The 13,504-nt window shown below is 58.6% G+C and carries 12 protein-coding genes and 1 pseudogene; 7 read left to right on the forward strand and 6 right to left on the reverse strand.

Annotated elements, in window-relative coordinates:
- Positions 1-678 precede the first annotated feature (678 nt).
- The 7 genes from CI41S_RS16200 to CI41S_RS16230 all read left to right on the forward strand — a co-directional run bounded on the left by CI41S_RS16200 (position 679) and on the right by CI41S_RS16230 (position 7,537).
- The gene (locus tag CI41S_RS16200; protein WP_139860321.1) at positions 679-1,392 is read left to right on the forward strand and encodes a type 1 glutamine amidotransferase; all 714 of its coding nucleotides are present in this window, start codon (positions 679-681) and stop codon (positions 1,390-1,392) included.
- 180 nt (positions 1,393-1,572) lie between these two features.
- The gene (locus tag CI41S_RS16205; RefSeq protein WP_172628070.1) at positions 1,573-2,532 is read left to right on the forward strand and encodes a MurR/RpiR family transcriptional regulator; all 960 of its coding nucleotides are present in this window, start codon (positions 1,573-1,575) and stop codon (positions 2,530-2,532) included.
- 22 nt (positions 2,533-2,554) lie between these two features.
- Positions 2,555-3,637: an ABC transporter substrate-binding protein gene (locus tag CI41S_RS16210; protein ID WP_139860325.1), complete on the forward strand. Its 1,083-nt coding sequence runs from the start codon at positions 2,555-2,557 to the stop codon at positions 3,635-3,637.
- On the forward strand, positions 3,634-4,767 hold the full coding sequence (locus CI41S_RS16215; protein WP_139860327.1) for an ABC transporter ATP-binding protein: 1,134 nt from the start codon (positions 3,634-3,636) through the stop codon (positions 4,765-4,767). The genes CI41S_RS16210 and CI41S_RS16215 overlap by 4 nt, the downstream gene beginning before the upstream one ends.
- Positions 4,764-5,606 carry an ABC transporter permease gene (locus tag CI41S_RS16220; RefSeq protein WP_139860329.1) on the forward strand — a complete coding sequence of 281 codons (843 nt, stop codon included), beginning with the start codon at positions 4,764-4,766 and terminating at the stop codon, positions 5,604-5,606. Before CI41S_RS16215 ends, CI41S_RS16220 begins: the two co-directional genes overlap by 4 nt.
- Entirely contained in the window at positions 5,603-6,394 is a 792-nt protein-coding gene (locus CI41S_RS16225; RefSeq protein WP_139860331.1) for an ABC transporter permease, read from the forward strand. Before CI41S_RS16220 ends, CI41S_RS16225 begins: the two co-directional genes overlap by 4 nt.
- Positions 6,395-6,415: 21 nt before the next feature.
- Entirely contained in the window at positions 6,416-7,537 is a 1,122-nt protein-coding gene (locus CI41S_RS16230; protein ID WP_139481355.1) for a M24 family metallopeptidase, read from the forward strand.
- Positions 7,538-7,735: 198 nt separating this feature from the next.
- Here CI41S_RS16230 and CI41S_RS44420 read toward each other — a convergent pair.
- The 6 genes and pseudogenes from CI41S_RS44420 to sctV all read right to left on the reverse strand — a co-directional run.
- Positions 7,736-7,874, reverse strand: a pseudogene (locus CI41S_RS44420) (IS3 family transposase); the annotation flags it as partial.
- A 564-nt stretch (positions 7,875-8,438) separates the two neighbouring features.
- Positions 8,439-9,362 (reverse strand): LysR substrate-binding domain-containing protein, encoded by a 924-nt coding sequence (locus tag CI41S_RS16235; RefSeq protein WP_139481356.1) that lies wholly within the window; start codon positions 9,360-9,362, stop codon positions 8,439-8,441.
- Positions 9,363-9,471: 109 nt separating this feature from the next.
- Positions 9,472-9,690, reverse strand: a complete 219-nt coding sequence (locus tag CI41S_RS16240) for an EscF/YscF/HrpA family type III secretion system needle major subunit (RefSeq protein ID WP_172628071.1) — start codon at positions 9,688-9,690, stop codon at positions 9,472-9,474.
- A gap of 17 nt (positions 9,691-9,707) precedes the next feature.
- Positions 9,708-9,959, reverse strand: a complete 252-nt coding sequence (locus CI41S_RS16245) for an EscE/YscE/SsaE family type III secretion system needle protein co-chaperone (protein ID WP_139860336.1) — start codon at positions 9,957-9,959, stop codon at positions 9,708-9,710.
- On the reverse strand, positions 9,946-11,316 hold the full coding sequence (locus tag CI41S_RS16250; protein ID WP_139860338.1) for an FHA domain-containing protein: 1,371 nt from the start codon (positions 11,314-11,316) through the stop codon (positions 9,946-9,948). Before CI41S_RS16250 ends, CI41S_RS16245 begins: the two co-directional genes overlap by 14 nt.
- A gap of 5 nt (positions 11,317-11,321) precedes the next feature.
- Complete coding sequence (gene sctV / locus CI41S_RS16255; protein ID WP_139860340.1) at positions 11,322-13,418, reverse strand: type III secretion system export apparatus subunit SctV; 2,097 nt, start codon at positions 13,416-13,418, stop codon at positions 11,322-11,324.
- Between the last annotated feature and the right edge of the window lie 86 nt (positions 13,419-13,504).

A 13,504-nucleotide genomic window follows, 5' to 3' on the forward strand; every position in this document is an offset into this window, starting at 1 on the left:
GTCAAAGCGTCGATCCCGGGAAACACTCGCCGCGGCGGATGGCAAACTAGCTCATCGAGGAGATCCATTCGTAATCGGCATGAGGATTTTACCTCGTCGTCCCGCCCATCGGCTGAGATACAGTCCTGGCATGAGCTCAGTGGCGTATGGTGGTCAGCGCCGCGCTTGGCGTAGCCACAAGAACAGTCCATTCCGCAATACTCCAGGATCGGAGCCAGTACCGGATGCTGATTTCGGCTGTCCTTTGGTTTTGCCTTTCAACCATAGCGACTCAGTCGTAACGAACCAACGCTGCAGCGTGACCGCAACGCCTGCAGCCAAGAGCCCCAATCGCGCTTGCCGCCCAAGCATCTAGGGCGGGTGATTCACCGTCGCGGCGCGCCAAGGGCAAGGGGCATTTCGCCTGCCGCTGCATTCGCAGAACCCGCACCTTTTCAACCACCTTCATCGTCGCCGTTTGAGTCGCGTTCGGCAAAAAATGTCGCAGGTCAAATGTCGCATTTGCTACAATTATCATTTTTTATGTAGTATATTCTACATCTCGGATGTAATGAGATACAATCTTGGTTCCTACCCACCCCGCAACAGGGGCCTGGTGGTCGAGATCGACACAAGCTTCCCGCCTGATGCGATGATCTGCGACCTTGTTAGACATCTTGCTTGCGTTGAGGACCGCTAATGCCACGCATTACGATCATGGAAGCCGGACTTGTCTCGCCCGAATTGCGGGAGCGCCATGGATCATATCCACAGATGTTCGAGCGGATGATCCGCGCGGTCGATGAATCGATCGACTTTGATGTTGTGGAGATTGCCGCGGGTGAGCCAGTTCCCGACGCGACCGGCCTGGAAGCGATCCTCATCACCGGATCGTCGGCAGGCGTCCATGAGAGGCTCGTCTGGATCCCACCACTCGAAGATCTCGTGCGGGCTGCCTATGTACGTAAAGTTCCGATGGTCGGAGTCTGTTTCGGCCATCAACTAATCGCGCAGGCGCTAGGCGGCATAGTACGCAAATCGGAGAACGGCTGGGGAATCGGACGGCACGTCTACCAGGTGGCATCAGGCAACGGCCTTATCGAGTCTAGACATTTGGCCGTCGCCTGCTCGCATCAGGACCAGGTCGTCGAGGCGCCACAGGAGGCGCGCACCATTCTCTTGTCGGACTTCACGCCGCATGCAGGACTGCTCTACGCGAACGGCAGAACGCTGTCCGTGCAGCCGCACCCGGAGTTCGATGCGGAATACGCCACTGCGTTGTGCGAGGCGCGCGAGGGAACCGTGCCGGATGTGGTCGTGGCGGCCGCAAAGGAGTCGCTGGCGAAGCCGCTGGATAGCGCAACACTAGGCGGTGTGATCGCACGCTTCCTCACCGGGCGCACGGCTCTTTGAAGCCGCAGGTCTGGGGTGCGATCCGCCCAGGATCCTCGTTGCAAAAGCCTTTCGCCGCACCCTACCAGGGAACCGCGGCGCTCGAAATGGGCCCGCGACCGTGCAATTGGCCTTGCTTGCCTTTGTCGCATATGCTACCAATCTTACAAATTACTGTAGCACTTGCAACAGGAGGGGCCTTTGGCGGCCTTTCAAGATCAAGTCTCAGAAAATTTCGACCAGCTTACAGTGGCGCAACAGGATCTGGCGCGTCGCGTCTTGGAGCTAGGCGAGCGCGTGGCGTTCATGACAAGCCGTCAGCTCGGGGAAGCGGTCGGCCAGAGCGACGCTGCAATCATCCGTTTCGCAAAGGCCTTGGGCTATGACGGCTTTCCGGACATGCGGGATGCGGTACGTGCGCGCCTGCTGGACGAGGTCGGTTCCAGCGGAATGCGACAATCGGAAACCAACGATATCAGCGCATTCCGGCGAGCGCTGGTAACCAGCGGGACGTCAATGATCGAGGAGACCGAACGTCTCAACGCTCACGGCAAGGTCAGCGCGGTGGTCGATCTGCTCATTTCGGCCCGGCAGATCTTCGTCACTGGCCACGGCACGACCTATCCGATGGCGGTCTACCTAGCCATGCATCTCCGTCAGTCGCTCGACAAGGCGCAGGTCTTCAACATCGAGCACGGCGACCTCGCTGATCGGTTTCGTTCCGTCGGTCCCAAGGACGTGTTCATCGGAATAGGCTATCCGCGCTACCTACCCTATACGAGCGATATCTTGAAACTCGCCCGCGAGGCAGGTGCCAGTATTGTCGCGATTACCGATCGAGCCTCCTCGCCCCTGGCTCGGATTGCACAGCAGACACTTTACGCGGCGCGCGCCGGCAGCGCTTCCGCGTGGTGGTCCCAGCTTGGCACAATGTTCATTGCCGACTGGCTCAACGCGCTAGTGCTGGCGCGCGACGAAACCACAATCACGCATTTGCGGCGCTCGGATGAGGAATGGAAGCGCCTCGGTCACTGGAAGAGCGACAGCAACAATGCGCGCGAGCTATCGCTTGAACAGCATCGCCTGAGGAGCCTTCGCAACGGCGCCGAGAAGCGCCCCGATAGTCTCAACGCCAGCGCCCCCCGCCGTCCACGCAAGTAACCAAGTGAAGGGAGTTCGCACAATGTCAGCAAAGACCCGCTTGTCCCGTCGCCGCTTCCTCAGGTCTTCGGCCGCAGCTAGCCTCGCCCTTGGGGTTGGCGGCCTAGGCATACCCGTTGTCCGGGCCGCTGGAGGCCAAGTGATCGTGCGCGGCCTGGGTGGTGCTTACCAGGACGCGATGACCGCCGCCATTTACAGGCCATTCACTGCAACCACAGGCATCGAGGTCGTTGTTCAGCCCGCAACAGCCGCACAGGTGCGGGCCATGGTCGAAGCCAAGCGCGTCAGCATGGATGTTATCGACCTGGTCGACGTCTCGCTGTTCTCGCTCGACAACATCGGCGCGCTAGAGGAAATTGATTACGCTTCAATGAGCTTCAGCAACCCGGACGATCTGCAGCCGACGGTTCGCCGGCGCAACATGGCCGGCAATCTCTACTTCTCGACGGTGCTTGCCTATAATACGGAGGTCTTCAAGCCCGACGCTCACCCACATAATTGGGCTGAGTTCTGGAGCATGACGAACTTTCCGGGCGCGCGGACACTGGCCGATCAGAGAGCTGGCGCAGCCGAACTCGAATTTGCGCTGCTCGCAGATGGCGTCCCTCGGAACAAGCTCTATCCGATCGATACCGATCGTGCGTTCGCCTCACTTGATAAGATCAAACGCGGCGTCGTGAAATGGTGGGACACTGGTGCCGTTTCGGCCGAGTTGCTCGAGCGGAAGGAAGCCGTCGTCGGGGGCATCTGGAATGGACGTGCGCAGGCGCTGATCGACAAGGGTGCGCCGCTAGCCATTGAATGGAATGAGGCCAAACGACAGGTTCAGTACTGGGGCATCGTCAAGGGTGCGCCGAACGCTGCCAATGCGCAGAAGTTTATCGACTTTGCGCTGCAGCCCAAGGTGCAGGGCGAACTGACGCGCTACATTGCTTATGGCCCCACCAACAAGAAGGCCTTCGATTTCGTGCGCGATGCTGATCGCCGCAAGCTGCCGAGCTTGCCGGAACATTTCGCGCAGTCTTTCGAACAGGACGCCGAATGGTGGCTTTCGAACCTCTCCGGCGTGGGCCGGCGGTGGCAGTCGTGGATTCTCAGCCGATGATCCAATCCACCAAGCCGTTTGTGTCCCGAGGAGGCACTGAGCTGAGGCTCGAAGGCGTCACCAAGCTGTATGCGGGAACGGCCGCAGTGGACCGGCTCGACCTGACCGTGGCCCAGGGCGAGTTCGTGACCTTGCTCGGCGCCTCCGGCTCCGGAAAAACGACCACGCTGATGATGTTGGCCGGCTTCACCCAGGCTGACAGTGGCCGCATCTCCATCGGCGGGCGCGACGTCACTGCGCTTCCGCCCGGCAAGCGCAATCTCGGCGTCGTCTTCCAGAACTATTCCCTTTTTCCGCACCTAACGGTCGCACAGAACCTCGCCTTTCCCCTCGAAATGCGAAAACTCGGCAGGGCTGAGATCAAGGATGCGGTCTTGCGCGCCTTGGAGATAGTGCATTTACCCGATAAGGCCGAGCGCTACCCGCGCGAGCTCTCCGGCGGGCAGCAGCAACGCGTCGCGCTCGCGCGCGCGATTATCTTTCATCCGCAGGCTCTCCTGATGGACGAGCCGCTCGGTGCACTCGACAAGAATTTACGCGAACATATGCAGATCGAGATTAAGCGGCTGCATGCCTCCCTCGGTGCAACCATCGTCTTTGTGACGCACGATCAGGAGGAGGCGCTAACCATGTCGAACCGCGTCGCAGTGATGGACAATGGCAAGATCGCGCAGATCGCATCCCCGCGCGCGATCTATGAAGAGCCGTTAAACCGCTTTGTGGCGAGCTTCATTGGCCAGTCCAACTTCCTTCCCGGCAAGGTTCTCGGAGGACGGGGCGATGGCTTCGTTGTCCAGCTGACGACTGGCGACAAACTGAACTGCCGCGGGCCTCATCAGCCGGCTCCCGGCGACGAGGTACTGGCGGTAGTGCGGCCCGAGCACATCGCCGTGTATCGTGAGGCCCAGATCGATGGGCACAGGAAGACCATCAGCGGCAAAGTCGTGGACACGCTCTACCTCGGCCACACTATTAAGCTCGAAGTCTGTCTCGCCGACGGCACCAGATTAATGACGCAGAGTACGAGCGCCGCCCTCGACGGCGTGGTACCGCCGCCCGGCAGCGCGGTACAACTCGATCTCGGTAGCCGTTCCATCTGGTGCATTCCGGCCGTGGAGGAAGCGAAATGATCCTCTCGCGCAAAGCGGTTGGTCCGTGGCTCCTGCTGACGCCGGCCCTATTATTCCTCTGTATTTTCTTCGTGTATCCGCTTTGCAACATGCTCGCTCGCAGCGCTTTCGATCCCGCACCGACGCTACGGCACTACACCCGTCTGATCAACGAACCGGCTTACCTGCGCGTCCTCCTGACCACGTTCGAGATCTCGTTGTCGGTTACGCTGAGCGCGCTCGTGATCGGATATCCGCTGGCCTATTTTCTATCCCAGCTGAAACTCCGCACGGCCAACTTCTTGATGGTGCTGGTGATCGTGCCCTATTTCACGAGCGTGCTGGTTCGCACCTATGCGTGGATGGTGCTGCTTGGCACCGAGGGCATTCTGAATCAAGTCCTGCTTGGGCTCGGACTCGTCACCCGGCCGCTCGCAATCATGTTCAGCCGCACCAGCGTCGTGATCGGCATGACTTATATTCTTTTGCCTTACATGGTGCTGGCGCTCTATAGCGTGATGCGCGGCATCGATACCCACCTGCTCCACGCCGCCGAGAGCCTGGGCGCTGGACGCATCAGGGCCTTCTGGCGCGTCTTCGTCCCCCTATCTATGCCGGGCGTCGCTGCCGGCGGTCTTCTCGTCGCGATCTTGTCGATAGGCTTCTTCATTACACCGGCACTGATGGGCAATCAGCAGGACAGCATGATTTCGATGCTCATCGAGGCACAAGTCGAGACCTATTTCGACTGGGGTTTTGCCTCGGCGCTGGCAAGCATCTTGCTTGCCTGCACCCTGCTGCTATTCCTCGCCTATGACCGCATGGTCGGCCTGAATCGCTTGTTCGAGGCCAAGCAATGAAGCCGCGCCAGACCGGATGGTTCGTCAAGCTTTGCGCGTTTTTCGCGCTGACGTACCTCACGGTGCCAATCCTCGTGATCATTCCACTGGCGATCAACTCGTCCGACTACCTGCGCTTTCCGCCACAGGGCATTTCGCTCAGATGGTTCATGACGGTGCTTGAAAGCTCGGCCTGGATGGGCTCGGCCGCGGTCAGCCTCCAGATCGCCTTGACGTCGACTCTTCTGGGTGTTTCCCTGAGCATGCTTGCTGCCGTCGCGCTGGTGCGGGCACGAATCCGCTTCAAGCAGGCCGTGTATGCGCTCATTCTGCTACCCATGATCGTGCCGAACATCATCTCCGCGATCGCCATGTTCTTCTTCTTCGCCGATATCCAGCTCGGATCCGGCTCGCTTGCGATCATTATCGGGCACACGGTTCTGGCGGTGCCGGTCTCGGTTATCATCCTGTGCGCGACGTTGCAGGGAGTCGACAGCCGGCTTGAGAGCGCTGCGCTCAGCCTAGGCGCAGACCGTTTCACGGCCTTCCGTCGTATCACCTTACCGCTGATCGCGCCCGGCATCGCCTCTGCAGCGATCTTTGCCTTCCTGTCATCCTTCGACGAACTAGTGATCGCTCTGTTCATGGCAAGCCCCTCGACGCAAACCCTTCCGGTTCGTATTTGGAATGCCGTGCTGTTCCAGCTGGACCCGACTATCGCTGCTGTTAGCACTCTCCTGATCCTCGTGTCTGCGCTCTGTCTTGTGGCCGCAAACACGCTGTCGATGCGCTTCAAGGCGCGCATGTGATCCCGCGAAAGGTGAATTCCAATGTTGTTTCCGAAGGACGAATATGAAGCACGAGTAGCGCAGGTACGCCAGCACATGGCTGCGCGTAACATCGATGTCCTGATCATCGATCAGAGCGAATTCCTCGTCTATCTGACCGGATTTCCAATTTCAGAAAACATGTACCGTGCCTGCCTTCTGCCGTGCGAGGGCGATCCGATTATGATCCTGCGCGCTGTCGACCTCGGGCCGTTCAATGAAAGCTCGTGGGTGACAAAGTCCGTAGCCTTTGCCGATTGGGAAGACCCGATCCAGATCCTAGCCGATACGATCAGGCGCACCGGCTATGCTGGCGCGCGCCTGGGGATCGATGAAGAGTCCTATTGTATGCCATTGCGTCGCTTTAAGCAGCTCGCGGCTCGATTGACAGATGCAACTTTCGTGGATTTCTCCGGGGTCATGGCAACACTCCGCGCGCGAAAAACCGAGAGGGAAATCGCGGTGCTCAGGCGCGCCGCCAAGATCGGTGATCTCGGCATCGCGGCCGCGCTTAACGTCGCTGGAGCCGGCAAGTCGGCGCGCGATGCGACTGCCGCGGTCTACCAAGTGTTTATGCAGGAAGGGGCAGACGCCGCGCGCGCTGGCATTATTACGACGGGAGTAGGAAACGCATTTCTTCATGGCGCACTGACTGAGGGACCGCTCGATAAGGGCGATATTCTGCATATGGAGCTATTGCCGTATATTGACGGCTACAGTGCCCGCGTGATGCGTTCCGCTGTGATCGGTGAGATCGAGCCTCGCCTGTCGGAACTTGGCCGGCGCCTGATCGAAATACAGGACCGGCAGTTCGAGGCGATGAAGCCGGGGGCCAGTGCCGCTGAGGTCGACGCCGTGGCACGAAACGCTATGCTCGTCGGCGGGCTACGAACTGATTATTCCAATATCACGGGCTATTCGCTCGGGTGCTATCCGCTGCATACCCCGCGAACTAGTGACTTCTCGCGCATCTTTCTGCCCACAGCCGATTGGGCGCTGGAGCGCGGCATGGTATTCCACATGTATCTGTCCGCCGACGGCCTCGCAATCAGCGAGACGGTGCTCATCACGAAGACCGGCTATGAGCGTCTAACGCAATCGCCGCGGCAAATATTTCAAGTGTGAGTCACCAACCCGAACGCCGCCCGGCGACACATTAGCGTACAGGGCATGATCTGCGGCCTTTGCAAAAGCGACACGATACCCGCCGTCGCTGTGGTACGGTTTAGGGGAATCGGCGCCTTCACCCGGCTTCTCCGTTCTGAGCTGGTCCCGATTGTCTGAACAGGATCTCCGCGTTCATAAGTGGAGCGTCTGCCGGGGTTAGGTCGCCAGGCGGAGTGGCTGCGGGGTGAAGTAGGCTTGATCCGACGCGCGGCCGTCAGGACTCGAATGGGGACGTCTGCTGTTATAGATATCGGCCGATCGAGCTTAACGCCTCGCTGACGCTGTCATAGGCCCGCTACGGCAAGTTGTATGCTCCTTTTGCGCAAGGGCTGAGCGATTCGCAGCGAATTGCCGTTGTAGCCGTTCGGCTCGTCCAACCTCAAAATGCTCCCGTCGGCGGAGCATTTTTTTGCGCCCGAACTTACATCAATTTCCTGAGGCGTCCTGCGCGGACAGGTTTGTCCGTCATTGGTGGACACTGCTTCCTCACCCATTCTCAAAAAACGCAGAAAATAGGAGCTTTGTCGCTTTCGAAGGGCAACCTAGTTTGGTTTTCACACGTGGGGAACTATGCCGGAATTGACGTGTCATTAGAACTAAGTTGGCCGTCAGGACGGCTTGTGGGACAAATAGAAGGGCTTTGCGGGAAGGATTTCTGAATCATCTTCGCCACCAGGAACGAAGATGAAGCAGAAATCCGGCCCCGGCGACCCCAGTACCGCCCTTCTCCAAGATCCTGATCAGTCTCGAATTATCTGACGACGGACAGTCAATCATATGGCAGTTCGACCGGTCTGCCGCCGTCGGAACAGAAGCGATGAGGCGAACGCTCTGGCGTTCGGCCACCGCACGGCGCTCTTCACGTTGCTCCGCCACTTTTCTGAAGCGCAAGGTCCACATGGGTTGCCAGGAGGTCACCTACCGCCTGTGCCGCGAAGGGAAGCGGAGTATTGCCGGAAGAGATCAGGCATGCCGTCACATGGATCGGCGGCTCTATCGAGATCAGCCTCAGACGGCCATGTCCCGGTATGTCAGAGAAGACGATCTTCGGAACGATCACATTGCCGATGCCTGCATTGACCAGGGAGAGCGCACTGGCGAACGTGTCGACTTCCGCGATGCAATTGGGAGTCAGGCCGACCTCTTGGAACGCCCTGTCCAACGCGCTGCGAACTGTGTTGGGCCGTGTCGGCAGTACAAGAGGAAGATGAGCCAGCCGTTCGAGTGAGATGGTATGCGCGACATCTTCGGCAAACAGAGGTCCAACCAGCGCTAGTGGCTGATGAAAAAGCGGCTGCCGGGATAAGCCCTGGATAGGCTCATCTTCCAGAAGGAAGCAGAGATCGAGCGCACGCGATGCGATAAGCGATCTCATGCGCAGAATATCACCTGCAACCAGACGAAGATGCACTTTCGGCAGGATCATCCGGCAGGCTTCCATAAAGTCGCAAGCCCAGCACACCGCAAATCCCGATGACATGCCAAGCCTTACGAGGCCTTCCGGTTCTCCTGCCGCCGACCGGACGACGCGGCCGAGCTGGTCCACCTGCCCAATGATCGATGCGGCCTCACGGTAGAAGATTTCGCCCGCGGCAGTTGGACGAATGCCGCGTTGACTGCGCTGGAGCAGTTCGACGCCAAGCTCGGCTTCAAGGGCAGTCATTTGCTGGCTGAGGGCGGGCTGCGCCACGTGCAGCATGCCTGCCGCCCCCGTAAAGCTACCAGCATCCACGATGCCCAGGAAATAGCGCAGATGACGAAGTTGCAGGAAGTTAGGTGACATCAGTCGCGTTCGATTTCGTTCGGTCGATTCAAGCCTGATCAGGATATCCGGACTCGCCTGCAGCCCGGATATCGTGCCGGCACCGAACGACCAAACCTACCGATGAAGATCAGGCAATATTCCGGATGATACCATTGAGTGCGTCGTGAACCGCCTTGATGATGGTGGAGTTCAAGTTCAACAGCGTCGTGTGTTTGCTCATTGAGAGCTGAAACCGAAGCTGATCCACGGTGTCATCCGGGTTCATGGTTGCCATACGTTCTCTCACATTGCGTTCCGATTGGGCAACGGATTGCCCAATCGAGCTGGTTATGCTGCCGAAATCCATTTTCACCTCTCCATTACTCAGCGGACTATTTCGCGGTGATGCCCCATCCATGTAGCATCAACGACTTCCGTCGCGCAATCTATTGCCTCGAGCAGCGCCTGCAGTGCTTCGAACTGCCGCGTCGTGACACCGCGATCGATGTGACGTTTCACAGACCGCCTCCAGTTCTGGAGGTCTTCATTGATGGCAGCTCTGCTAGAGCCATCAACGTCGTTTAGCAGCCGCTTTTCGAGCTCAAGCACGATGGACTCCTCTTCACCGTTGATCATCCTCGGTTAACCACTCTGGGTTGTCTCGATAGAGCATGCGAAGGTTCGATTCTCCGACGCGCACGATAAGTCCGTCGTGGTCGATGGCAGCAATCTTGCCGATGTGATCGATGCTGTCGCCCACTTTCAACTGCGCTCCGTTCTCAACCACGACAAAAGGTGTGCGGCCAAGGTGCACCCCTCGCACGGCGGGCAATACCATCAGCTCGCACCGCGACTCGAGCCTGATATAGGGCCTAAATCTTTCTTCGAACCGGGCGGCAACGTCCTTCCACTCATGATATGTAGCCGAGGCCAGCGCCCCGGACACGGATAGGACATCGGGCCTTACGGTGATGCGGATGGACCGGCGGAGTTCGGCGGACGCCGCCCCTAGCAGAAAAGCGCGTGCGCGATCTGGTGTTGCCACTTCATCATTGGTCTTGTAGACGCCCGGGATGTCCTGCTGGAGACGACGAAGGGCCGCTTCTACTTTGGCATCGCTGCGACCGTACCCTATCACCGTGAGTTCGCCTGCACCTTCTATGCGAACGCGACCGTCGATATCAAACGCGTGTAAGATCGTAGCTGCGAGGTCGATGAGCCTTGCGTCTGACAATTTGGCGGTGGCCGGTCGCTTTGCTGCAAGCTCAGCCGCAAGCCTTGGATCTTGCGAGCCAGACTGGCTCTTGTTGGTATTCTCTCCGGGCTCCGGCTCGACCGCCAGCCCGCCGGCAGTCGACGGAATGGTGACGTCGGGTGCAATGTCCAGCCCACGAGTATCCGCCGTCTGCGTCCCGATCGGTTGAATCCCCGGAGCGGTAGAAAAGGCTCGGGAGTGGAGGCGGTCTATCCCTGCCCAAGCGCCACCTACTATCACGAGGAGGCCACAAACGAGTGCGCCTAGCCGCAATCGCCACGGTATCCAGCTCACCGCGAGACGTGTTCGCCGGCTGCCCAAAGCCGTTGACTCTGTCGCATCAGAACCTGCCCTGCTTGCATCTTTCCCTTCGCGCCCGAGTACGGTCTCCTCCTCAGGAAAGCCGAGCCCGACGGGGCCAAGGCTAAAGATGGTGCGGCCAACACGAATTGGGGTGAACGGATCAAGGATAATCGGATCGTTAGTGGTGCATTCCCTACCCTTGATCAGCACGCCCGGCGCGAACGCAGTGATCTGGATTTTTCCCGACTCGTTAACAACACGAATATGCGACCCGACCAGTTCCGGATCGCCGAAGGTGAGGTCATCCGTATCATGGCTACCGATGAGCCACGTTCCCTCGCCCAGCCATGTCTCCGCGCCGAGGTTTGGCCCGGACAGGACGCGCAAAGTGAGCTTGGCCTGTTCACCTCTCAGAACATTGTTTTCCGCTGGCATGTTCGTCACTGCAGCGCAATTCGCGCCAAGGGCTGGACGGAGATGTCGGGGGTAAGCTCCTGATAGGAGAGAACCGGGAGCTCGTACAAATCGACCTCGACAAGCTTGCGGACATATCGACGGATATCGATCGAGGTGAGTAGCACGGGTTTATACGGCAGCGATTCAAGGATGCCGGCGGCATCCTTTATCCTGCCAACGATCTGTTGCGTGGTCCGCGGATCGAGAGCGAGATAGCTTCCGGCAGACGTCTGTCGAATTGACTTGCGCACGGTGTCTTCCACATCCGCCGTCAAAATGTAGGCCGGCAACAGATTCGTACCGGCACAGTGCTGATGGCAGATCTGCCTCTTGAGCGCGCCACGCACATACTCGGTTAGCAGGACTGTATCCTTCTCGTTCTGTCCCCATTGGACCAACGTGTTGAGGATAGCGCGCATGTTTCGCAGCGAAACCTGCTCCGAAACGAGCCGTTTAAGCACCTCCGCGATCTTCTGCATAGGGACCAGGCGCAACGCCTCCTTCACGAGTTCCGGAAAGGATACCTCCGCCTGTTTCAAAAGCGCTTTCGTTTCCTGGATGCCGATGAACTCATCGGCGTGCCGACGCACGATGAGACCAACATGGCAGGAGACAATCTGGGCTGATTCCAGATACGGGACACCCGCCGCTCGCAGCGACTCGAGATGTGCGACATCAACCCAGACGGTCTCGATCTGAGGCAAGAATGAGGGCTCTTCCACTACACATGGAATGTCCACCATTTCGAGGCTCTCGGGAGTATCACGCGCCAGGATGTGTTGGGGCCGCAATCGTCCCGATCCGTATGGAACTTCATTTAGCCTGATAATATATTCGCCCTTGCGACAATCATCGCTTATTCGGACATTGATCACTGGAACCGGGACACCAAGATCGAGCATCAGCGCCTGGCGCGTGGCTATTAACGCGTTATCAAGTACATCCGGCTGAATCATGGTCTGGATATCCCGGTCAACGTCGATCATCAGCGGCACAGTAAGCATGATGTCGTTGCTGCCTGCCTTGTTTGCCTCAGAGGCCTCAGTCGGATTCGTCGACAGCGCTCTCCCACTGAGTTGCTGGCCGTGCGAGTCAGTGCGCAATAGCTGGCCACGACGCTGCAGCAGCCAGCCGGCCCCACCCACCGCTGCTGCCAAAACTATAAAAATCATTGTCGGAAAGCCGGGTACAAGGGAGAACAGGACGAGCATGAATGCTCCAACCATGAGCGCACGTGGTTGCGCACTCAGTTCATTGCCGATTGCATTGCCGAGATCTGCGCTGTTGTCTTCGGAGCGTACTCTCGTGACGATGAATCCTGCCGTGATCGAGGTGAACAGTGCCGGAATCTGACCGACCAGACCATCGCCAATGGTCAAGGTCGTATAGACTTCTAGCGCCTCCGAGAATCCCATTCCCTTTTGGAGTGAACCAATCGTGATCCCTCCAATGATGTTCACGATAATGCTGATCAGGCCTGCGATCGCATCCCCTTTGAGGAACTTCATGGCGCCGTCCGTAGCACCGTACAATTGACTTTCGCGCTCGATGGCAACGCGGCGCCTGCGCGCCTCTCGCATGTCGATGCTGCCGGCCCGCAAGTCGCCATCGACGCTCATCTGCTTTCCCGGCATGGAATCCAGAGAGAAACGTGCAGCGACCTCGGCGACGCGCTCTGATCCTTTGGTGATGACGACAAATTGTACAATTGTCATGATCAAGAAGGTGACCGCGCCTACGACGAGATTACCGGCTACGACAAAGTTACCGAAGGTCTTGATGATCTGGCCAGCTTCCGCATGAAGCAGGATGGTGCGAGTTGCCGCAATACCGAGCGCCAGACGAAACAGCGTTGCCAGCAAGAGCACCGATGGAAATGAGACGAATGCGAGTGGCGATTTGATGTAGACAGCCACCATCAGCAGGAGGGCTGCAATTCCCAGATTGACCGCCTGCAGCACATCCATAAGCACTGACGGAAGCGGAATAATCATCATGAAAACGATCGTGATCAGCAACGTCACCAGAACAATGTCGTTGCGGCCGGTCGCGATGGTCAGCAGTTTGTTGAGTGGCTTCATGTGATCAACCTAACGCGACTTGCCCCGTGAAATGCCAGTCCATAGCCAGAAGCGCAACACGCTGCTGACGATGGCTCGCTCGGGCC

Origin of the sequence: Bradyrhizobium ivorense (assembly GCF_900696085.1) — a bacterium.
Classification (GTDB): domain Bacteria; phylum Pseudomonadota; class Alphaproteobacteria; order Rhizobiales; family Xanthobacteraceae; genus Bradyrhizobium; species Bradyrhizobium ivorense.